A 22,563-nucleotide genomic window follows, 5' to 3' on the forward strand; every position below is an offset into this window, starting at 1 on the left:
ATAGCTGTAACAGTGGCTGGTGGCGCTATTTAGCTTTGCACCACCAGCCCGACTTTGGCTTGCACAGCGAGTCAGTTAGCCATTAAGTATTTTGATAGGCGCCCCCCGGCAAAATGCAACAATGGCATCAACCATCCCCTGATAAAACAGAGTATAGGTTTCTTTGGTAACGAAGCCTACGTGAGAGGTCAGCACCGTATTGCTCAGCTTGAGCAAGGGGTGATCCGGTGCAATGGGTTCCTGATCAAATACGTCCAGCCCCGCTGCCGCGATCTGGCCGTTACTCAGAGCGGCAATGAGAGCATTCTCCTCTACGAGCGGCCCGCGTGATGTATTGATCAGAATCCCATGGGCTGGCATCAATGCCAGATCATCTGCCTGCAGCAAATGATGAGTGGACTCACTCAGCTTCATATGCAACGTCACGATATCGGACTGCTGCAACAGACGTTGCTTATCGGCATACTCCACTCCAGCAGCCGCAGCACGCTCTGCCGTCAGATTCGGGCTCCAGGCCAGCACCTTCATGCCGAATACCTGAGCCACCCTGGCAACCTGCTGACCGAGATTGCCGAGCCCCACAATCCCCAGCGTTTTCCCTTTGAGATCGCCGCCTACAGTCGTTTGCCACTGCCCCTGCCGAATTCGCTGATCTTCCAGGGGGATATGACGCACAGTCGCCAGAATCAGCGCCCAAGTATGCTCAGCTGCAGCAGCCCCATTGTTAGGCGTCCCACTGACAACAACCCCCAGCTCTCTGGCCGCATCCATATCGATGGCTGCGTTACGCATACCGGATGTAATCAGCAACTTCAGTTTGGGTAACTGCTGTAGTTGTGCCCTGTCGAACGGGGTACGCTCACGCATGGCACAGATAATATCCGCATCCGAGATCGCCTCCTGCAGTGCCTCGCCTGTCAGCAACTCGCGACAGACCCGCACTTCAGCCAACTTATGCACCTCACTCCAGTCGGCCATACTCAGAGCGACACCCTGATAATCGTCCAGTATCGTTATTTTCATCGTCACACTCCTGGATCAGAACAGCAACTATACGACCACGCAGGCGATAAAAACAAAACCGCCTTGATAAGAATGAGTAGCAATACTACTCCTCCCCATCAAGGCGAGAAAGACAGCGAAAGTCGCTATTAACGATTACACGTTAAGCAACAGGTATTCGCGCTCCCAGGAGCTGATGACCTGCCAGAAGGTCAGGTATTCCGCGTGTTTAACGGCTCTGTACGCCTCAACAAAACGATCACCCAGCACATCACGCAATACTTCGCAGCCGCCAAACAGACGCAGCGCCTCATTCAGGGTTTGCGGTAAATCATCGGCACTGGCCTGCAAGTGTGCATCACTGGGCTGACTGGGCATCTGCCCTTCGATCAATCCCAGATAGCCACAGGCCAACGTGGCAGCCATCGCCAGATAGGGATTGGCATCCGCACCTGGCAGGCGGTTTTCTACCCGTCGCGCTTCGGGTGATGACATCGGCACACGGAAGGCCGCAGTACGGTTGTCGTACCCCCAGTTCACGTTGACTGGCGCACCACTATTTGGTCCGAGGCGACGATAAGAGTTGACGTTCGGTGCCAGCATCGCCATTACCGCAGGCGTGTATTTTTGCAGCCCGGCGATATAGGCGTGGAAATGTGCTGATGGCTGGCCATCCTTCTGACTGAAGATATTCTCGCCCGTCGCTGCGTCCACCACGCTCTGGTGAATATGCATGGCGCTCCCTGGTTGCCCTTGCATGGGCTTCGCCATAAAAGTGGCATACATACTGTGACGCAGAGCGGTTTCACGCATAGTCCGCTTAAACCGGAAAGCCTGATCGGCCAGCGTCAGCGCATTACCATGCAGCAGGTTGATTTCCAGCTGAGCGGCGCCCGCTTCGTGGATAAGGGTATCAATTTCCAGCCCCTGCTTTTCGCAGTAGTTGTATACGTCCTCGACCAGTGGCTCGAACTCGTTTACCGCATCGATACTGTAAGACTGGCGCCCAGACTCAGGACGCCCCGAACGACCGACAGGCGGCTCAAGGGGATAGTCCGAATCGGTGTTGGGTTTCACCAGGAAAAACTCCAGCTCTGGTGCCACAACAGGCTTCCAGCCGCGCTCTTCATACAGCTTCAGCACGCGCTGCAGGACATAGCGGGGAGCAATATCCACCATCCGGCCGTCATGATGATAGGCATCGTGAATCACCTGTGCCGTCGGTTCCGTTGCCCAGGGCACCAGACAGAGCGTGCTTAAATCGGGCCGCAGAATGATATCCCCATCGGTTTTGATGGTGTCGTCGTAATACTCATCGGGAAAATCACCGGCTACCGTCTGCAGAAAAATACCCTCAGGCAGGCGCATACCATTTTCCTGAGAGTATTTTTCTGCAGGCACAATTTTGCCGCGAGCAACTCCCGAGACATCGGGAACGATAGCCTCTACTTCTATGATTTTATTCTCTTTAAACCAATCTTGTATGGAAACCATAAACTGCTCCTAGGCAGGTTGATAGGAACCGACCCGACATATTTTGTGATACGTTTTTGATCAAGGAGAAACTTTCCAGAAAAGCCCTGAACAAAGGCCGGTGCGATTTGACGCGGAATATATCTGTTTTCCCGTTTGCGTCGCAGTACTAAGCTAGACATAATGTGATCACTTTTCAAGGGAGGATTCTGCATATAAAGCGGAAAACTCCAACGCAGTAACACATCAACTACCGACCCGCCGCGCTGCAAGATCAGTGCATCGGTGACAGCAGTACGTTTCAACGCCACTTTTGGCAAGACGACGGATTTTAGCGACTCCACGCACACTAGAACCGTTAACTCTACACTCCCATCTGGCCGACCGAGGGGTTACCCATGCCGCCAATGTCAATGCTTCAGGACTATCCACGCTCTTTCTACAGCCACACTGCACAACGAGAAGGCCTTCCCCCTTTCCCGCCGTTGCAGGGCAGTCAGGAGATTGATGTCTGCATTGTCGGTGGCGGTATTACCGGCCTTGCGGCAGCGCTGGAACTGCGTCGTCTGGGTTATCAGGTCATGCTGCTGGAGGGGGAACGTCTCGGCTGGGGTGCTTCAGGGCGCAGTGGCGGTCAGGTACTGACCAGCTATGCCTGTGAAATGGGACCGATTGAAGCACAGCTGGGCTTCGACGACGCCAAAAAGCTGTGGGACATGTCGGTGGAAGCCGTACAACTGGTCCGCGACCATATCAGCGAGTTCCAGATCGATTGTGACTGGTTCGATGGCGCCGCCGTGGCAGGCCTCAAACCCCGGCATATGGATGGACTCAAGCACTGGTTTGATGACATCAGCGAGCGCTATCAGTATCCCCATCTCCGCCTGCTCAACCAGAGTGATCTGTCGCAGCTGATCAGCAGTGACCAGTACATCGGTGCCGTCACCGACAGCTTTAGTGGGCACTTACATCCGCTGAACTACACGCTGGGACTGGCCAAAGCCGTTTATGACAGTGGCGTGATCATTCACGAGCAGAGTCGCGTCACCTCATTGCAGCGAGGAGCAAGGCCCGTGGTGCATACCGCCACTGGCAGCGTTAGCTGCCGTCATCTGATTCTGGGAGGCAATGCCTATCTGGGGCAGCTAGTGCCTGAACTGGCCTCCAAAGTGATGCCTGTCGGCACTTATATCGTGTCTACGGAAGTGCTCGGTGAGGAGCGACTGCGTCGTTTGCTGCCTGGCTACTACGCTATCTCGGATGCCAATTTCGTCCTCGACTACTACCGCCCTACCGGCGACCATCGTCTGCTGTTCGGTGGCCGTGTCAGTTACTCCGGTGTCCAGCCCCCCGATCTCAGCAGTGGTTTACGCCGTCGCATGCTGAAAGTCTTCCCTTCACTGCACGATGCCAAAATCGAATTTGCCTGGGGAGGCATGGTGGATATCACCGTCAACCGTGCCCCTCACTTCGGCCGCCTAGGAAATGACCCGATTTACTTTGCACAGGGCTTCTCTGGGCATGGTATGGCACTGACGAATCTTGCCGGCAAAATCATGGCAGAAGCCATTCACGGCGAGAGCCAGCGTCTGGATATCTTCGGCAGGCTCAAGCACCAGAGCTTCCCCGGAGGGCGCTGGTTACGCACACCTTCGCTGGTGCTGGCGATGATGTACTACCGCTTGCGTGACTTGCTGTAGTCCGCCAGCAGGAAGGGAAAGGAATCATGCCTGGCTATCTGCCAGGCATGATTTTTTCTGGACTGGATATCACTGGACCGTTGTTACTGGCCTGTTGCTACTGATCTGTTGTTACCGAGCAATTACCCAGGCCAATAGCACCATCACAACACCTGCGACAAGAAACGCTGCAGGCGCGGGTGCGTGGGGTTATGGAAGAACTTGTCCGGGGTATCTTCCACCAGCAGTTCACCGTCTTCCATGAACAGCACCCGGTCCGCCACTTCACGGGCAAAGCCCATTTCGTGAGTCACCACCACCATGGTCATGCCTTCTTTGGCCAGACTCTTCATAACATCCAGCACTTCACCGACCATTTCCGGGTCCAGCGCCGAGGTCGGCTCATCAAACAGCATGATTTTCGGCTTCATGCACAGCGCCCGGGCGATGGCCACACGCTGCTGCTGACCGCCCGACAGCTGGCTGGGGTAGTTGTTCATGCGCTCGGCCAGACCGACTTTCTTCATCAGTGCCCTGGCATGCTCCTCCACCTCGCTTTTGGCCCGTTTGGAGACCTTCAGCGGCGCCATCATCACGTTGTGCAGGGCGCTCTTGTGCGGGAACAGGTTGAAGCTCTGGAATACCATACCAACGTGCTCACGCAGCTTGTTGATATTGGTGTTTTTGCCGTACATATCGACCTGATCGATGACGATACTGCCACTGGAGATGGTTTCCAGCTGGTTCAGGGTCCGCAGGAAGGTGGACTTACCAGAGCCCGACGGCCCGATAATCACCACCACTTCGCCCTTCTTGATGGAGGCCGAGACCTTTTTCAGGGCATGGCAGCCATTGGGGTAAATCTTGTCGACATCTTTGGCGATGATGATGTCTTCGGCGTTCTGTAAATGCATCGTATCGTCCTCGCCTTAATCACTGGCTGCCAGTTTCTTTTCCAGATGCTGGATCATCCATGACAACGCGCCGGTCATCACCAGATACAGCAGCGCCACGGTGAACCACACCTCAAACGGGGCGAAGGTGGCGGAGACCACTTCACGACCGGCTTTGGTCAGGTCGGTGATGGAGATAACCGACACCAGCGAGGAGTCCTTGATCAGGTTGATAAACTGACCGGCCATGGGCGGCAGGGTGCGTTTGAAGGCCTGTGGCAGAATGACGTTGACCATCGCCTGCACATAGGTCATGCCCAGCGAGCGGGCCGCTTCCATCTGGCCGGGCGGAATCGACTGGATACCGGAGCGGACGATTTCCGCCACATACGCCGCGGTGAACACCGCCAGCGATGCCACCCCGGCGGTAAAGCGGTCCAGTGACAGCACGGTGCCGATAAAGAAGTAGAAAATGAAGATCTGCACCAGCAGCGGCGTGCCGCGGATGATCTCGATATAGGTGATACACAGCTGACGAATGGCCAGATTGCGGGAGATACGGCCAAGGCCAATAAACAGGCCGATGATCACCGCAAACACCAGCGATGCCAGCGAGATTTCCAGCGTAGTGATCATGCCTTCGGTGATGGGGCCGATGCGCCAGTTGCTGATGGTGGCCACCTGATCACCTTCAAAAATCAGATCGCCGTCGTTCACCGAAATCGCGCTGAACTTCTTCACCACCACCGGCTCGCCACCGGCATCGGGCACCAGCGTCAGGGTCTTGTCGTCAGTACTGACTTTGGCGGTACCGTCAAAGGGCGCACGAACCGATTGCGGCTCGGTATTGATCAGGTAGGGAACGACACGCTGCCAGTTCCAGTTGTAGTTGATGTGTTTACTGGAGGCGTAGACCACACTGCAGAATATGATCACCACCGCCAGATACACGCCTTGCCAAAGCATTTGGTTAGGCTGTTTTTGCATTCAAAGGTCCTCAAAGGTCATATCTGCCCCTGCTCCGGGCAACATATGCAATCTTGTTGTTGTGTACCGCTCTGCGCTGAGCCAGCTATGTATCGGCAACTCAGGCATACAGGCAGAGACCCGCACGGCAGACAACTTGGAAGTCGACCCAGCACTCCCGCTGGCGTTGCCCCCCTTGCCCACAGGCTTGCTACATGAGTTGCGATGGAACGCCCTACGGCAAACCAGACAAATTATCAGTAACAGCCACAGAGCAATAAAAGGGGGTCACTGTCGGGAAAGCGACCTGGAATTCACTCCTTCCCAAGCGGGCGCGGATTTTACTGTCATTTCTTGTGTCGATGCAAAAATGTGATCGCCTTTAGCAGAACCACTTTGACAATGCGTCCGGATTGCCAGCGGGTGGCTCATGGACTACGTTTTCCACAGGTATTCTTTGCGGATCACGCCACACTGTAGGTATCACTATGCACATTCAGTTTTACGGTGTGAGAGGCTCCATCCCCGCCCCCGGTCAACAGTCCGTTCGCTACGGCGGCAATACCGCCTGCGTCCTCGTTCGCAACGATGCTGGCGAACAGCTCATTCTGGATGCGGGAACCGGGATCAGGCAGCTGGGTACTGAACTGCTGACGGACCCTCGCCCCATTACCCTGCTGCTGTCTCATAATCACTGGGACCATATTCAGGGTTTCCCGTTCTTCCGCCCGGCCTACCAGCGTGATCGGGAGATTCATATTTTTCCCGGACTGACCACGCCACATGAGCCGTATGCCATTCTTAACCAGCTCAAGGGCAGTGTATTTCCTGTGCCAGCGACAGCCCTGGCGGCACGCATTCAGATTGAGAACGCCCCCGCCAGCCATGCCTGGACCTTGCAGGGCTTCCACATCCAGCGCTGTCCACTCAATCATCCCGGCGGGGGCAGCGCCTATCTGATTGAAGCGGACGGACAGCGCTTTGCCTACGTCACTGACAACGAACTCAATCCGCCGCACACCCCCGTAACGTCGTTCGATAAATGGTGCGAATTTGTGCACGGTGTCGACCTACTGCTGCACGATGCCCAATATGTGCCCAGAGACATGCCAATGAAACATGGCTGGGGCCATTCGCTGGTGTCTGAAGCCCTTGCTTTGGCCAAGGCGGCAGCAGTGAAGCACCTTGTGCTGTTCAGTTACGACCCGGAGCGCAGTGACGATGAGCTGGATGCGATTGCCGCCGACCTTGCCACTCAGGCCCTGCCCTTCCCTGTCAGCTTTGCCAGAGAAGGTATGTGCCTGTCATGCGCCTGAGCGACTACTGGCGAAAACACTATCGCCAGATCCTCGGCGGCTGTCTGCTGATGCTGCTTATCGCTGCTCTGCAGGTGGCGTATGTTTCCTCCTCGACCGACAGCATTGCCGTACTGAAACGGATAGACGGCATCCTCTATGACTTCCGGCTAAAGTCGACACTCCGCTGGCGCCCTCACTCCAGCCTGCCCATTGTCATTGTCGATATAGATGAGCGTAGCCTGCGTGAACAGGGGCGCTGGCCATGGAGCCGCGACAAGGTCGCGCAGATGCTGGCCAATCTGGCTCAGGCAGGAACAGCCGTGGTGGCTTTCGATATTCTGTTTGCCGAACCGCAGAACAATCCTGTGCAGCTGGTCATGACACACGTACAGGATCCTCAGATCAGACAACAGCTGGCCCCTCTGGTTGGACAGCTGGATGCTGATCAGGCACTGGCCCGTCACTTGCAAGACACGGATACAGTGCTCGGCATCCTGTTTCAGGATGACAGCAACGTGATTCGTGGTGAGTTGCCGCCAGCGGTGCTGACGACCGACAGCAACAGTAAACCGCTGGCCGTCGGCAGCTTTCCGGGCTATCTGGCTAATATCGAGCTGCTGCAACAGCGTGCAGCCGGTGCGGGCTTCATCAACAGTACTCCGGACGACGACGGATTCATCCGTTCGGCTGCTCTGCTGATGGCTCATCAGGGCATTCTGTATCCTTCACTGGCACTGGAGGCCGCAAGGCTTTATACCTTGTCGGACAGTTTTAAGGTGGATACGGCGGAGATCGGAGATTATCGCTCCATCATCGGTGTCGATGTGGGCGGCAAGCGAGTACCAACCGATACCTTTGGCAGGGTATTGATCCCTTATCGGGGCGCTGCCTACAGTTTCCCGTACGTATCAGCGACGGATGTGGTGAGCGGGCACTTACCAGCGGACGTATTCAGTAATGCCATTGTGTTTGTCGGCACGTCTGCCGTTGGTAACGCCGACCTGCGCGCCACGCCCGTCGGTGTGCTCTACCCCGGAGTGGAGGTCCATGCCAACGTCTTTGAAGGGCTGCTGAACCCGGAGTTGTTACCTGTCCATCCCGACTGGGCAGATGGTGCCCTGCTGGTGCTGATGTTGCTGGTGGGCAGTGTACTGAATGCGCTATTGCCTCTGCTGGGACCATTGGCCATGGCCATCAACGGCGCTCTGCTGGTGACTGCCGTGGTGCTGATCAATGGCTACCTGTGGGTGGTATGGCGCCTGGATCTGTCGCTGACGCTGAGTTTGTTACTGATCACCGTGCTCACCGTCTTTCACATGGCATCCGGGTTCTTTGGTGAGGCCCGCCAGCGGCGTCGCATCAAGTCGATTTTTGATCAGTATGTCCCGCCAGCCCATATCGAGCGCATGCTGAATCACCCGGAAGGGCTGGGAATGGACGGGGAGCGCCGTGAGATGACCGTGCTGTTTTCCGATATTCGTGGCTTTACCAGTATTTCCGAAAAACTGGGGGCCAGTGAGCTGAAGTCCGTACTGAACCGGTTCTTCTCCCCCATCACCAAGGCCATCTTTGAACATCAGGGCACCATCGACAAATACGTCGGCGACATGGTGATGGCGTTCTGGAATGCGCCTCTGGAAGACCGGGCGCATGCCGAACATGCGGTAGAAACGGCTTTTGCGATGCTGAAGATTACCGATGAGCTGCAACGGGTATTTGAGCTTGAAAGTTTACCTGCCATTGATATCGGCATTGGTATCAATACTGGCGATATGAACGTCGGCGATATGGGCTCCAGTTATCGACGGGCCTATACGGTGATCGGCGATGCAGTCAATCTGGGCTCACGCCTTGAAGGGCTGACCAAATTTTATGGGGTCCGTTTGCTGGTCAGTGAGTTCACCCAGGCGCAATGTCCTGACTGGGCCTTTATGCCAGTCGACAGGGTGAAGGTTAAAGGTAAACAGCTACCTGTCTCGATATATGAACCGCTGGGCAGACTTGCTCAGCTCACCGAGGCACAACGCTACGAATTGTCGCGTTTTAACCAGGCACTGACGCACTACTTCGCCCAGCAATGGAACGCAGCTGAAAGCTTGTTGCTAGAATTACAGCATCAGACTGAACATCAATCGCTGTACCTGCTTTATCTGGAGAGAGTGAGAGCCCTGAGACAGGCGCCACCCGGTGATGACTGGGATGGCAGCTACGCCCATACCAGCAAATGACAGCGATCTGAAACGTCTTGCTGGCAGGGCGCAGGATCTATCACTGCAATTTCATCGTCAGTCGTGAAGGTGTACGGCAACCAATCAACATCACGGGAGTCTGCAGCAGTTGCAGGTCAGCTCCTGGCATCATTCAGCAGGTTCAGACACCATGAGTCAGGCTCGCACCACACACCAAGATGCACTTCGCCATATGGTGGATATTGGTATCCGTTTGTCGTCGGAACGGGACACCACCAAGTTATTGGAAGATATTCTGCAAGCCGCGCGAGATCTGACCAATGCCGATGGCGGGACCATTTACTCCATCACCGATAACAATCAGCTTAAGTTCGAAACGCTGATCAACGACTCCCTGAACCTCTATCTGGGTGGCGTCTCCGGGGACTCCATCCCCTTTCCCAATATCCCGATCTACCACGACGACGGCAATCCCAACACCAATGCGCTGGTCGCTGTGGCAGCAGCCACAGGGGAGATCATCAATATCGAGGATGCGTACAACTGCAGTGAGTATGACCTCAGTGCCGCTCGCAGCATGGACCAGAAGAATGGTTACCACACCCTGTCGGTGCTGACGATCCCGATGAAGAACCATGAAGGCCTGCTCAATGGTGTACTGCAGCTGATCAACGCCCAGGAGGGCGATAAGGTGGTTCCGTTCCAGCCGCCAGCGATCGAGCAGGTGCAGACCCTGACATCCATGGCATCAGTAGCGCTCAACAATCGCCATCTGATCGACAGTATGGAGTCCCTGTTCCAGTCCCTGACGCGGCTGATCGCCAAGGCCATTGACGAGAAATCACCCTATACCGGCGGCCATTGTCGGCGGGTCCCCGAACTGACCATGATTTTTGCCGAGGCGGTGCATAACACCGAACAGGGGCCGCTGGCGACGTTTCGCATGACCGACGCCGACCGCTACGAGCTGTCCATTGCAGGCTGGCTGCACGACTGCGGCAAGATTGCCACACCCGAATACGTGATGGACAAAGCCACCAAATTACAGACGTTATACGACCGCATCAGTCTGGTGGATGCCAAGCTGGAAATTGCCAAGCGCGATCTGGAAATCCGGTTCCTCAAACAGATTTACCAGGCTGAACGCAGTGGTGATGACGAATTATGTCAGCGGCTGCAAAGTGAGCTGGAACAGCAGCTGATCAGTATCGAAGAGGATCGTTGTTTCCTGCACAAGATCAATATTGGCAGTGAGTTCATGGCACCTGAAGATCAGCAACGGGTACGCCATATCGGCAAGGACATGCAGGTAGAGATCGGTGGCGAGGTGCAGAATCTGTTGAGTGATGATGAGATGTATAACCTCAGCATTGCCAAAGGCACGCTGACGGCCGAGGAGCGCAAGATCGTTAACCGGCACATGGATATCACCCTGGAAATGCTGGAGGCCCTGCCCTTCCCCAAACATCTGCGCCGCGTGCCCGAGTATGCCGGTGGTCATCACGAGAAAATGGACGGCACCGGCTATCCGCGCGGACTGACCCGCGAGCAGATGTCAGTACCTGCACGTATCATGGCCATCGCTGACATTTTTGAAGCCCTGAGCGCATCAGACCGGCCCTACAAGAACGCCAAAAAGATCAGCGAATGTCTGTACATCATGGGCAAGCTGAAGCTTAGCAATCACATTGACCCCGATCTGTTTGACATCTTTATCGATCACAAGGTCTATCTGAGCTTTGCTGAGCGCTTCCTGAAGGCAGAGCAGATCGACGATATTGATTACAGCAAGATCCCGGGCTATATCCCCCCGGAATCTCGCCAATAATCAAAGCACTGCTTCACGAGCCATGACTATGACTGTACTTTCATAGTCATCAACAGCACGCGGAATGGCAGGGTCAGGGATGACCGAATTCATCTGCGTTATGCCATTCAGATCATCAGGGCTTGGCTACATGCCAGACGCCTTTCACACCGTCTCCCGTGGTATCTCCCGGCTGGCTGTCCTTCACCCAGGTATACAGCGGATGGCCTTTGTAGGCCCACTGCATACTGCCATCCTCACGCTTCACTACGCTGTAGTCGCCCGCCGCCACGGCATCTTCTGCTGCCTGCAGCGGAGGCCATGCCTTGGCACACTGCTCATAGCACTGACTGACACCGGCGCTGTCCTTGTCAAAGGTGTACAACGTCATCCCCTGACCATCGGTAAGTACCTTACCTAGCTTACTGTCTCCAACCATGGCTGGATCCGCCATGGCAGAGGAGGCGACAAGGGTCAATACTAATGCGATTACGGTCTGCTTGTTCATGGGTAACTCCTGTGTCTGATCGGAATGGATCAACAGGAATACGTTTACCTCATGCGTTTGGATGCATCTGAAAACGATGTATAGACGTAATACTTAACATGCACGTGCCACTCACTCCCCATCAGCCAGGGAACAGACACTCACGGTGACAATGGAACGCCCTCCCATTTCAACAGCCTTTCCGGCTGCAGATGCCACGGCTCAGGTTGAGTACTGGCTGCAAGAGATTGCCAGAGGCGATAAAGAAGCGCTGGCGGCACTGTATCAGGCCTACTTTCGTCGTCTGGCTGCCCTGCTCTATCCCCTGCTTGGCCATGCCAGCACCGTAGAGGATGTAATTCAGGAGGGGTTCATCAAGCTCTGGCACAAAGCCCATACCTGGCAGCCCCAACGTGGCAATGGTGAAGCGTGGATGATTGCCTTGTTCCGCCACCTGGCGCTTGATCAGCTACGCTCCGGCAAGCGGCGCACGGCAGTGTCACTGCAGTCAGAGCAGGAAGACGTGGCAATGGAGGATAAGGTGGTATTTGACGCGCCAGCCCCCGGCTTTCCTCATGAGCGCGAGCGCATCTGGCACTGCCTCAATCAGCTGGAAGCACAGAGCCGGGCAGCCATTCTATTGAGCTATACCCAGGGATACAGCCACGAAGAACTTAGCCAGCATTTTGCCACCCCTTTAGGCACACTGAAGTCCTGGGTCAGGCGAGGAATGGAGAAATTACGCCAATGCCTATGCCACTGAGATATCTGCAATCCGAGCTGCAAACACGATTAGCTGAGCGTTACGCGCTGGGCATGCAGACGTTGAAGGTCCGCCTGCGATGCCAGCAACTGCTGGCAGAACTACCGAGTATGGAGGCTCTGGTCATACAGTGGGAGCAACGGCTACAGCCACTTCTGACGACCACGGTGACGGACGATCAGCTGGCACAACTCAATCAACAGCATATCTGGCAACGTATTACCCAGCAGCTGCCTGATCAGCCCGCCCTCACCAAGAGGGTCGCCTCAGTGATTCAGTATTGGCAACATACCCTCAACCAACTGGCTCTGGCAGCCTGCCTGCTGCTGATGCTATGGCTATCTCAGTTTGCCATTACGCCCCACTCCACCATCCCGGTCCTGCCCCATTACATGGCAGTGTTACGCGATGCCAGAGAATCCCCCTCGCTGGTGGTCACATCAGCACGGCTTGCGCCGGGCCATGCTGTAGTCAAGCTATTCCCACAGCAGGCATTACCAGTAGGCGCAACGCTGGGCCTATGGGCAGAGGATCCAAAAGGCCAAAGAGTGTTGCTTGGTCATCTCGACAGTAGTCATCTGCAGTGGACCCTTAGCAAGCCTCAATGGCTGGCGATTGCCTCGGCTGAACGTTTGCTGTTGGTTGACTCAACCGCACCGCACAGCGTTCTGTGGCAGGGTGAATGCCAACAGCTGCGCGCATGGTAAACAGAAAGCCCACACAGGGGTTGAAGCGGGCATCGCATTGCAGCATGAAAAGCATGACGTCATCTTTGGCGACGGTAAACCCAGTCTGAGACAAGCAAGGTCGACTGAAAGGATCTGATCAGCAAACCCTCAGGCTAAAAAACAATAACGATCCCAGTACAGGGAGTCTGCTATGCCCAGCCCTATTACCATCAATCTGGTTGCACGAGAGACGTTGTCTGAACGCACTCTCAAGCTGGTTTTTCAGCGCGCCGACAATGAGCCCATCGTGTATGAACCCGGCCAGTTTTTTTCACTACACATTCCTACCGCAACAGGACAGGTGACACGCAGCTACAGTGTGGCCACCCTCACCGATAACATCCACGCCAATATGGAGCTGGAAATTGCTGCTACCTGTCTGGACAACGGTCAGGCCAGCGACTACTTCATGCATGCGCCACTCGGTGCGGAACTGACCATGACCGGCCCCTTCGGGGCTCTGACCTTGCCCGAGCAGCTACCTAAACGCTTACTTTTGATAGGCACCGGCACGGGCGTAGCCCCCTATCGTTCCATGCTTCCGCTACTGTCACGACGAATGAAAGTTCAGCCTGATACTCAGGTCATACTGCTGATGGGCGTCCGGCAACCTGAGGAGTTATTGTACGGGGACGACTTTATCCACTTTGCTAAACGGCAGCAGAATTTCCAGTTGTTAGCCTGCTATAGCCGTCTGCCTGTCGACGCACACCTGCATGACTTCGAAAGGCAGGGACGCTTGCTGCAGCATCTGAACGAACTTGAGCCGACTGCGGAACAGGATCTTGTCTATGTCTGCGGTCATCCCGCTATGGTCGATGATGTGTGGGCCTATATGAAACAGCGACACTTCTCGGTCCGGCAGGTAAAAAGAGAGAAGTACTTGCTCAGTGCTGCCGCCGCATCCACAGGCGGCTGACCCCGAAAGATCACGAGGGTAGTTCGACCGAAAAGCCCATGCCACCCGGACGAGTGCGGTTATTACGCTCTTCTCTGGGAGTGATGTTGAAGTGATTACGGTACGTCGTACTGAAATGAGAAGCCGAGGAAAACCCGCAGGCAAGCCCCACCTGCACGACCGACTTGTCACTTTGTTGCAACATCTGCCGAGCACGTTCCAGCCGCAATTCCAGATAAAACTTGGAGGGAACAGTATCGAGATGCTTTTTGAACAAGCGCTCCAGATGGCGGCGCGACACACCGACATGCATCGCCAGATCATCCGGGCTCAGCGGCTCCTCGATATTGGCCTCCATCAGGGTAACTGCCTCAATCAGCTTGGGCTGAGCCACACCGATTCTCGACTTCAGTGGTACACGCTGCGGCTCCTCGTTGGTCCGGATACGTTCACAGACAAACTGTTCAGATATAGAGGCGGCCAGGTCCATGCCATATTGATGTCCGATGATATAGAGCATCATGTCCATCGCCGCCGAACCACCTGAACAGGTAAAGCGGTTGCGGTCAATTTCATACAGGTTGGTGGTCAAACGCGTATTGGGAAAGGCTTCGCGCAGATGATTGAGATCCCACCAGTGAATAGTGGCCCGACACCCATCCAACAGCCCCGCCCGTGCCAGCAGATAGCTCCCCGTGCCCACACCACCAATGGCGGGCAGGCGCTTACCCTGTGTTCGTAGCCAGCTCAGTACCGACTCATGGCCGGTCTTGGCAATGGGGCTGGCACCGCACACCAGCAACATGTCGAGACTGGGGATTTCATTCAGGGAGAAATCGACCTGCACCGTACTCCCAACACTTGCCGTGACAGCCAAACCATCTGCGCTCAGGGTCAGGTACTCATATAGAGGTTGTCCGCTGATCCAGTTAGCCATACGTAATGGCTCAACGGCTGAGGAGTAACTCAGAAGAGAAAAATTCGGAAGTAACAGAAAACCAAACCGCATCGGCCTTGACCGCTGCAATTGACGGGTCAGTAGCGTATCCACATACACCGCTCAGATCAGCTTATTTTCGAGTAAGTGTAACCTACCTCAGCGGAAAATGTCTGTCAGCGACCATGCCGCCCATACAAAACTGAGCGGCGCATCATCATAAGCACCGCATCTCTGAACTACTCTGACCGCACGCTATCAACAAGGACCGGAAAGCTGGCCACTACTGCAAGCCCGCTGGGCTGCGCATTCCGAGCCACAACGTTACCACCGTGAAAGCGGATGACTCGCTCTACAATCGACAAGCCAATGCCATAGCCACTGCCTGTCTGCCTTGCCTGATCGGTACGGTAGAAGGGCTTAAACAGATGCTCCAGCGCTTCCGGCTCTACTCCCGGCCCTTGATCAGCAATGCTGAACTCCCATCCCTTACCAGCACGTTGCAAAGCAATACTGATAACTGAGTCATCCGGGCTGTACTTGAGCGCATTGCGAATCAGGTTGTCCATTACCCGGCCCAACCAGCGGCGCTGGCCAATCACCTCAATGTGATCACGCAGTACGGTATCAATACGTATGCCACGCTCCTCTGCTTCAAGCTGAGCCTGCTCCACTCTTTCCAGCCAAAGGTCCGCTACATCCACCAGCTCCGATGCGTCTGCGGGCTGATTGGCCCTGACCAGCGTCAGGACTTCATCGATCAGCTCATTGATGGCATTGCCTTCATATTCAATGCGGTCCAGCTCGCGCTCGACTACACCCGCCGCACGATGCCTTGCCAGTTCAAGTGCAATCTGCAGTCGTGCCAGTGGCGTGCGCAACTCATGTGAAATATCACGCAACAGCTGCTGTTGATCTTCCAGCAGTAACTGCAGACGCTGGGCCATGGTATTGAAATCTTTCGCCAACTCACCCAGTTCATCTCTTCTGGAGGAAACCGACTCAGCCACGCGCGAGTTCAGATTACCTTCAGCCAGCTCTCGAGTAGCCCGACTCAACGCCTTCAGCGGACGGGTAATATAGCCCGTCAAAATGGCACAGCAGAAAGCAGCCAGAGCAACGGCGATAGCAAGATAAAGGGGCAGGCGATTACGTTGTGCTATGTCGAAACGCTTGACCTGATCGATAGCCAACCAGTACGGTTTACCATCATCTCTGGCGCTCAGCTCGATATGCTGCCAGGCTCGAAAATGCACAGGAGGACCGCCTGATGGCTCACCATTAGGCACAAAGCTCTTACCCACCATATCTGGCGGAGGACCGGGAGCCCGGTCACTGGGAGCTCCATTGGCTGGAGGCACCATCTGCTCAGGCGGCGGCATTGGCCGCCCCTCTTCATCACGATGCCCGTTGGGCGGAGGAGGAATAGGGATAGGGATATTGGTCAAAGGCTGCATCGCAGGAGAGAGCAGGACCATTCCTTCAGCATTCCATGCGTCAGTCAGTACCTGTTCACCATCACGGCGATAGCGGGAGACCAGGTCGTCTCCCATATGCTGCCACTGTTCGACGTTGATTTCAGACTCGAACTGCTGGCGTCGTACTTCATCCGCTATAAAGAATGTGGCAACGCTGACCAGGATCATGGTAAGCAACACTGCCAGAAGCACTTTCCAATAAAGACGTATTCCCATTCTATACACGCTCAGTTTCAGGGCCGACTGACGATGGGAATATCAGGCGCGGGGATTGATCAAACTGGTGCACTCAGCCATTGCGCATCTGTGCAGATGGCATACTCAACAAATACCCCTGACCACGTACAGTAGCAATGCGTGGTAACCCATCACCCTCTCCCAGCTTCTTGCGCAGATTGCTGACATGCATATCCAGGCTACGATCAAAAGGCTGAAGGCGTTTGTGCAGGACCGTACGACTTAAGGTTTCACGACTGAGCAGTTCATCGGGATGGCTGACCAGCTCAAACAGCAAACTATATTCGGTACTGGTCAACGACAGCTCGCGGCTGTCGGCCTTGACCTGACGGGACTTGGGGTTGATCTGCAACAGGCCGATCGTTTTAACACCCGTCAATGAAGTCGTGGTTTCAACCGCTGTTTGACGCTCAAGATCAACTCGCCGCAACAGGGCACGAATCCGTGCCAACAATTCACGTGGGCTGCAAGGCTTAGGCAGATAATCATCCGCACCCATTTCAAGACCCACGATACGGTCCACTTCGTCACCACGCGCTGTCAGCATGATTACCGGAGTAGACTTGTCCTGGCGCAGTTCACGCAACAGATCAAAACCATTCTTCTTGGGCAGCATGATATCGAGGATGACCAGATCAACCTCGTTACTCCGCGCCAACACTAAACCTTCTTCTCCATCCCTGGCCCGTAACAGGGTAAAACCTTCCAACTCCAGCAACTCGGTCAGTAGGCCTGCCAACCCTTCATCATCCTCAACAAGTAATAGTGTAGCCATACGGACTCCTCTCTAATTGCGCCCATTCTGACATAACCAAATGGGCTAGCCAGCCCATGCAACAAGTTTTACCCCTCCTTTACACAGGTATGACCCCGGTTTACGCCGCCCTCCATAGACTGTGCTGCATAACATTAACTGAGGAGCTTACCCGTATGAAACCATCTCTCAGCGTCCTGCTAAGTACCGCAACCGCTGGATTATTAAACATGTCTCTTGTACATGCCGAGCCCATGCCTATCACTCAGAACTGTGGTGCCGTCCCTGTCATGCTTCCCATGCCAATGCCTGGACACGATGTGGGTACGCCTCCACCTCGCGCTCATGACGATAACGACTTCATGCACATGACCCGCGATCTGGACCTGACCGACGAGCAACTGGCTAATATCAAAACGATCCAGGCATCTCATCAAGCGGAACGCGAAAATCTGCACCAGCAGGAACATGATATTGATCACAAAGTCATGGATGAGGTGTTTGCCATTCTTACTCCAGAGCAGCAGTCCTTGGTAAAAGCCAGAAAGGAATTGCACAAGGCAGAGTTGACCCTGCGTATCCAGCAGCTGCAGAGCGAACTGAAAAAGCTGAGCAGTAACTAGGACTCATTTAAACCACATGGGTGACCCTCACGTAGTCACCCATCATTTATGCTGATCAGACATATAAATCTGATTAAATATTCTTGGACAGAATAACGCATCGACTCTAGGCTAACCCCGTTTCCTCTTATGCCTTGAGCTTCAATGTCATGGACTACCATCAGTTAGTTGTCGCCTTTGTTCTTATATGGATGCTTTGGGCCTTCGTCACTGAACGTCATGGACCCGATCTGGTCGCTGGCATCGGTGTCTCTGTACTGATGATTGTGGGCATACTAAGTCCAAACGAAACATTGGCGGTATTCAGTAACTCAGCCCCTGTTACCATCGCCTGCATGTTCGTGCTCAGTGCTGCACTTGAGCGAACAGGTTGTGTTGCCTGGCTGGCAGAAATTCTCAGTCGAGTCTGTGGGCAAAGTTTACGTTCAACACTGTTTGGCTTAATGCTGCTAGTAATTTTCCTGTCGGCATTTATCAACAACACTCCTGTGGTTGCCATCTTTACGCCTGTAGCAATGGCACTGGCTCGCAGCCGAAAATTGCCTCCCTCCAAGCTGCTAATCCCTCTGTCCTATGCCTCAATAATGGGTGGAACACTGACCATGATTGGCACATCGACCAACATTCTGGTCGATGGGGTGGTCCGCAGCCTTGGATTACCTTCATTTCATATTTTTGATATCAGCATGATGGGGCTGATCAGCGCGTCGGTAGGCCTCCTATTCATTTTAGGTTTTGGGCCGCTGCTGTTGCCCGTTCGTGAAACGCTGTCACAACGCCTACAGCCGGGTCAGGATCGGGTATTCATGTCTGAAGTTCTCATCCCCCACAACTCCAACGTTGTCGGGCAAAACCTTTCTGAAGCAGGTCTGAACGGCAACAGCGGCATTCAGGTTCTCAAGGTCTTCCGTGATGAAGAGGAGCTAAGCCAACCTCTTCACACCACAGTTCTGTGCGCCGGGGACCGCTTGATAATGCACTCCTCAGTACAGGACATGCTGGAGCTGAGAGCAGATGGTCGCTTGGCCTTTGCACGCTCGAGCCCGGACAAGTTTGAAACCATCTCCACGCATGATGCGACATTAAGAGAGGTTATTGTTGGCCGTCACTCACGCTATACCGACCGTCCGATGTCAGATCTCAATCTTGCTGCACGCTACGGTATTCACGTATTGGCGGTACATCGCAAGGACGAAAATATTCAGGAGAATCTGGACACATTGCAGCTGGAGTTTGGAGACGTCCTGCTGGTTGAGGGTACGGCTTCTCAGGTCAAAAAATTCGCTGAAAACGGTAATCTGATCATCCTCAATACCGTACAGGATAAATTCTATCGCAAAGACAAAGCCGGCATAGCTATCGGCGCTATTCTGCTGGTGATGATTCTGGCGGGGGTTGGCGTAATGCCGATTGAAGGCCTGGCGATGATCGCGGCCATCGGCGTCATTCTAGCGGGCTGCCTGAACGTAGACGAAGCCTACAAAGCCGTTGAATGGCGCATATTGATGATGATCTTCGGTATGCTAGCCATCAGCAAAGCCATGGACAAAACTGGCTTGGTCAATGATCTCGTCGCCACTCTTACGCCGTACGCCTCCTTGGCTGGGCCCGTTGTTTTGCTGTCAGGTATCTATCTGCTTACTTCGATATTGACAGAAATGCTGAGTAACAATGCCGTAGCGGTATTGGTTGCGCCGATTGCCATAGGTATGGCCCAACAACTAGGGCTGGATCCCAAGCCGTTTGCCATCGCCGTAATGTTTGCCGCCAGTGCCAGTTTTGCCACTCCCATCGGTTATCAGACCAACACTTTTGTATACAGTGCAGGAGGCTATCGCTTCGCAGACTTCCTGCGTATTGGTCTGCCCATGAATATCCTTCTATGGATAGTCGCGTCGATTGCCATTCCACTTATCTGGCCACTAACAACGTCATAAGCTCAGCTATTGCACCATCTCGGCATAAATAGGAGCATAGCCGTTCATCCGACATCTACGATGCCCTTTAAATAAAGGGCATCTTTATTTGGCATGTCATCGCAGGACAAAAAGAAAAGAGAAAATGCTGTTATGAGCAAACGAGTTTATGTTGCCTACACAGGCGGTACGTTGGGGATGCAGGCAAGTGAAAACGGATTTGTGCCTGCTCGCAACTTCCTGGAACCTTTCTTTACGTCACTTGGAAGCGCAATAACCAGTCAGTTCTCTTTCACATTCAACGAATACGCTGAGCTGATTGACAGCAGCAATGCAACACCACAAGACTGGTTGGATATTGCCAGAGACATCAAGGCTCACTACCAGGACCACGATGCATTTTTGATACTCCATGGTACAGACACTATGGCGTATACAGCATCGGCTCTGTCCTTCTGGCTTCAAGGCCTTGATAAGCCCGTCGTCATTACCGGCTCACAGATCCCTTTCTGCCTGGAGCGCAGCGACGCAGTTAGCAACGTCACCAATGCATTGTCATGGCTGAAGATGGAGGCATTATCAGAAGTCGGGCTTTGCTTCCATGACCGCTTACTGAGAGGCAATGCAAGTAGCAAAGTGAAAGCGACACAGCTCGACGCGTTTGATTCACTCAATCAACCATGGTTGGGGAAGATGGCTATCAAGCCCAAGCTTAACTATGCAAACCTGCTCCCCAAACCTATTTCAGGCAGCGACTGGCAGCTCCCTAAACAAGCCGACAACAATGTTGCTGTACTGAGGATATTTCCAGGCATGACAGCAAACTTGCTGAAATGCGCCTTTGACAGTGGATATACCGGTGTCATTCTACAGAGCTATGGCACGGGGAATGCCCCAGATAAAGACTTGGAGTTATTACAAACGATAGAAGGTTATACAGCAGAAGGGAAAATAATCGTTAACCTCTCGCAGTGCCCTTATGGCGAAGTAGACAGCGCTTACGCTACCGGTTCACGACTAGCACAAGCAGGCGTTATTAGTGGAAACACTATGACGGTAGAAGCGGCTTTCACCAAACTTCACGTACTCCTTCAACAATCTACTGATCGAGACGACGTTATGAAACTGTTTCAACAGAACCTTTGCGGCGAGCTATCACAGCTGTAATAAGCAAAATACATGTCACAACAAACCCGGCATAGCTTCATCTGCCGGGTTTTATTCAGCCTGTTTTCTCAAAAATTTCAAAGTAGCGTACGTCTGCTTAACATCATGCCCGCCAACTCCTTTAAGCAATCGTGCCGCCTGGAATATCCACCCCATGCGACCAGCGAGATGGCAGGTTGCTAGCCACACATCCCTTGGCGCATTCCTTTGATAAGTCCGCCAGACGTCCAGGACGAGCGTACTATCCTCTGGCAAATAGCGATACAGTCCATGAATAAGCAAGAATAAATCGCGGACCATACAGTCCAGAGGACTTATCTTCGCTGCCAAATCTTCCTCAAAGTCGATAAAAACGATATTGAAACCATTCCAAAGAATATCACGCAAGGCAGGTCGTCCATGCCATCGGCCATTATGGTGCAACTTAGCCAAGGCATAAGCGGCTTGTTGTAAGATTTCTTGCTGTTCAGAGGCAGAGTATTCATGCTGTTTCCCCTGAAGTATATGGTGAAGAGCAATCCCCGCATCTTCAATTGCAAACCAATCATCACCAGACGCCAGCACAGCCGGCACGGCAACCCCTTTCGATCTTAGAACTTGCAGGCGACGTATCTCATCTTTCAGCGCAGCTACACCACCTTCGCTTACTGTGGAGGTAAACAGGGGATTTGATGTGATAGAGGCTACCACGTCCCCAAGCTTATGCCAGACGCTCTGAATATGTTGCTCAGACTGCTTAACCCAGACCTTACGCCCCTTCCACTCAACAGCAAAGACTCGTTTCTTTCTGGTCTGTTTCTGCTGCTCGATATAAGAAGACAACTCCATGTCGTTTTGCATCGGCATCACCTGTAACTTGAAAATGGACTCATTCAGGGCTGAAAGTACCCAGCACCTGTTGATCAACATAAGAGAGGTATATTGCTATGCGTAATGATGCTAACACACAAGAAATTCCCAAAAACAAAACCCCTGACCGTTACCGATCAGGGGGTGCTGTAGTTGATGCCTGGCGATGACCTACTCTCACATGGGGAAACCCCACACTACCATCGGCGCTGACGCGTTTCACTTCTGAGTTCGGGATGGAGTCAGGTGGTTCCACGTCGCTATGGTCGCCAGGCAATTCTGGCTGAGTCTCTCGGGCTTACGTCCTCTGTCCGCTTCCGCTGACAGCCGCCGGTTTACTCAAATAAGGGTGGCTCTAATTTGACTACTCGCATCTTCATGCGCTTGCGACGATCACAAAATCTCTTCGTCTATCCAGT

20 protein-coding genes and 1 rRNA gene are annotated in these 22,563 nt (G+C 53.9%); 10 read left to right on the forward strand and 11 right to left on the reverse strand.

From position 1 onward, the window contains the following. Positions 1-75: 75 nt before the first annotated feature. The 3 genes from WH50_RS07870 to WH50_RS26315 all read right to left on the reverse strand — a co-directional run bounded on the left by WH50_RS07870 (position 76) and on the right by WH50_RS26315 (position 2,819). On the reverse strand, positions 76-1,023 hold the full coding sequence (locus WH50_RS07870) for a D-2-hydroxyacid dehydrogenase family protein (RefSeq protein ID WP_110186827.1): 948 nt from the start codon (positions 1,021-1,023) through the stop codon (positions 76-78). Between the two features lie 135 nt (positions 1,024-1,158). After that, entirely contained in the window at positions 1,159-2,370 is a 1,212-nt protein-coding gene (locus tag WH50_RS07875; RefSeq protein ID WP_324770619.1) for a glutamine synthetase family protein, read from the reverse strand. 83 nt (positions 2,371-2,453) lie between these two features. Further along, the gene (locus tag WH50_RS26315) at positions 2,454-2,819 is read right to left on the reverse strand and encodes a hypothetical protein (protein WP_165838350.1); all 366 of its coding nucleotides are present in this window, start codon (positions 2,817-2,819) and stop codon (positions 2,454-2,456) included. Between the two features lie 54 nt (positions 2,820-2,873). Between WH50_RS26315 and WH50_RS07880 the strand changes: the two genes are divergently transcribed. Further along, positions 2,874-4,175 carry an NAD(P)/FAD-dependent oxidoreductase gene (locus WH50_RS07880; RefSeq protein ID WP_207780227.1) on the forward strand — a complete coding sequence of 434 codons (1,302 nt, stop codon included), beginning with the start codon at positions 2,874-2,876 and terminating at the stop codon, positions 4,173-4,175. A 143-nt stretch (positions 4,176-4,318) separates the two neighbouring features. On the opposite strand, the gene WH50_RS07885 is transcribed toward WH50_RS07880, so the two are convergent. Together WH50_RS07885 and WH50_RS07890 are read right to left on the reverse strand one after the other, a co-directional pair. After that, complete coding sequence (locus tag WH50_RS07885; RefSeq protein ID WP_165838353.1) at positions 4,319-5,068, reverse strand: amino acid ABC transporter ATP-binding protein; 750 nt, start codon at positions 5,066-5,068, stop codon at positions 4,319-4,321. A gap of 15 nt (positions 5,069-5,083) precedes the next feature. Further along, positions 5,084-6,034, reverse strand: a complete 951-nt coding sequence (locus tag WH50_RS07890; protein ID WP_110186829.1) for an amino acid ABC transporter permease — start codon at positions 6,032-6,034, stop codon at positions 5,084-5,086. Positions 6,035-6,501: 467 nt separating this feature from the next. Between WH50_RS07890 and WH50_RS07895 the strand changes: the two genes are divergently transcribed. The 3 genes from WH50_RS07895 (at position 6,502) to WH50_RS07905 (ending at position 11,328) form a co-directional block, all read left to right on the forward strand. Next, a complete protein-coding gene (locus tag WH50_RS07895; RefSeq protein ID WP_110186830.1) occupies positions 6,502-7,329 on the forward strand; it encodes an MBL fold metallo-hydrolase in 828 nt (275 codons plus the stop codon). Beyond that, positions 7,320-9,539 carry a CHASE2 domain-containing protein gene (locus WH50_RS07900; RefSeq protein ID WP_110186831.1) on the forward strand — a complete coding sequence of 740 codons (2,220 nt, stop codon included), beginning with the start codon at positions 7,320-7,322 and terminating at the stop codon, positions 9,537-9,539. The genes WH50_RS07895 and WH50_RS07900 overlap by 10 nt, the downstream gene beginning before the upstream one ends. 151 nt (positions 9,540-9,690) lie before the next feature. Next, positions 9,691-11,328 carry an HD family phosphohydrolase gene (locus WH50_RS07905; RefSeq protein WP_110186832.1) on the forward strand — a complete coding sequence of 546 codons (1,638 nt, stop codon included), beginning with the start codon at positions 9,691-9,693 and terminating at the stop codon, positions 11,326-11,328. 115 nt (positions 11,329-11,443) lie between these two features. On the opposite strand, the gene WH50_RS07910 is transcribed toward WH50_RS07905, so the two are convergent. Then, positions 11,444-11,815, reverse strand: a complete 372-nt coding sequence (locus WH50_RS07910) for a COG4315 family predicted lipoprotein (protein ID WP_110186833.1) — start codon at positions 11,813-11,815, stop codon at positions 11,444-11,446. A 151-nt stretch (positions 11,816-11,966) separates the two neighbouring features. Between WH50_RS07910 and WH50_RS07915 the strand changes: the two genes are divergently transcribed. The 3 genes from WH50_RS07915 (at position 11,967) to WH50_RS07925 (ending at position 14,204) form a co-directional block, all read left to right on the forward strand. Beyond that, a complete protein-coding gene (locus tag WH50_RS07915) occupies positions 11,967-12,557 on the forward strand; it encodes a sigma-70 family RNA polymerase sigma factor (protein ID WP_110186834.1) in 591 nt (196 codons plus the stop codon). Then, on the forward strand, positions 12,542-13,264 hold the full coding sequence (locus tag WH50_RS07920; protein WP_133251279.1) for a hypothetical protein: 723 nt from the start codon (positions 12,542-12,544) through the stop codon (positions 13,262-13,264). Before WH50_RS07915 ends, WH50_RS07920 begins: the two co-directional genes overlap by 16 nt. A gap of 172 nt (positions 13,265-13,436) precedes the next feature. Next, complete coding sequence (locus WH50_RS07925; protein ID WP_110186836.1) at positions 13,437-14,204, forward strand: FAD-binding oxidoreductase; 768 nt, start codon at positions 13,437-13,439, stop codon at positions 14,202-14,204. Between the two features lie 10 nt (positions 14,205-14,214). Here WH50_RS07925 and WH50_RS07930 read toward each other — a convergent pair whose 3' ends face one another. The 3 genes from WH50_RS07930 to WH50_RS07940 form a co-directional block, all read right to left on the reverse strand. Beyond that, positions 14,215-15,120, reverse strand: coding sequence for a GlxA family transcriptional regulator (locus WH50_RS07930; protein WP_243410032.1), 906 nt, complete (start codon positions 15,118-15,120; stop codon positions 14,215-14,217). Positions 15,121-15,359: 239 nt separating this feature from the next. Further along, entirely contained in the window at positions 15,360-16,814 is a 1,455-nt protein-coding gene (locus WH50_RS07935) for a sensor histidine kinase (RefSeq protein WP_110186837.1), read from the reverse strand. A gap of 73 nt (positions 16,815-16,887) precedes the next feature. Continuing rightward, on the reverse strand, positions 16,888-17,610 hold the full coding sequence (locus WH50_RS07940) for a response regulator (RefSeq protein WP_104155351.1): 723 nt from the start codon (positions 17,608-17,610) through the stop codon (positions 16,888-16,890). Positions 17,611-17,819: 209 nt separating this feature from the next. Between WH50_RS07940 and WH50_RS07945 the strand changes: the two genes are divergently transcribed. From WH50_RS07945 to WH50_RS07955, 3 genes are all read left to right on the forward strand, one after another. Further along, positions 17,820-18,212 carry a Spy/CpxP family protein refolding chaperone gene (locus tag WH50_RS07945; RefSeq protein WP_165838354.1) on the forward strand — a complete coding sequence of 131 codons (393 nt, stop codon included), beginning with the start codon at positions 17,820-17,822 and terminating at the stop codon, positions 18,210-18,212. 149 nt (positions 18,213-18,361) lie between these two features. Continuing rightward, on the forward strand, positions 18,362-20,149 hold the full coding sequence (locus WH50_RS07950) for an SLC13 family permease (RefSeq protein WP_110186839.1): 1,788 nt from the start codon (positions 18,362-18,364) through the stop codon (positions 20,147-20,149). A 132-nt stretch (positions 20,150-20,281) separates the two neighbouring features. Further along, positions 20,282-21,295 carry a type I asparaginase gene (locus tag WH50_RS07955; RefSeq protein ID WP_207780228.1) on the forward strand — a complete coding sequence of 338 codons (1,014 nt, stop codon included), beginning with the start codon at positions 20,282-20,284 and terminating at the stop codon, positions 21,293-21,295. Positions 21,296-21,346: 51 nt separating this feature from the next. Here WH50_RS07955 and WH50_RS07960 read toward each other — a convergent pair whose 3' ends face one another. Both WH50_RS07960 and rrf read right to left on the reverse strand, forming a co-directional pair. Next, complete coding sequence (locus WH50_RS07960) at positions 21,347-22,135, reverse strand: phosphotransferase (protein WP_110186841.1); 789 nt, start codon at positions 22,133-22,135, stop codon at positions 21,347-21,349. Between the two features lie 167 nt (positions 22,136-22,302). After that, positions 22,303-22,418 (reverse strand): 5S ribosomal RNA (gene rrf / locus WH50_RS07965). Positions 22,419-22,563: the final 145 nt, after the last annotated feature.

Origin of the sequence: Pokkaliibacter plantistimulans (genome assembly GCF_003194385.1) — a bacterium.
In the GTDB taxonomy this organism is placed as follows: domain Bacteria; phylum Pseudomonadota; class Gammaproteobacteria; order Pseudomonadales; family Balneatricaceae; genus Pokkaliibacter; species Pokkaliibacter plantistimulans.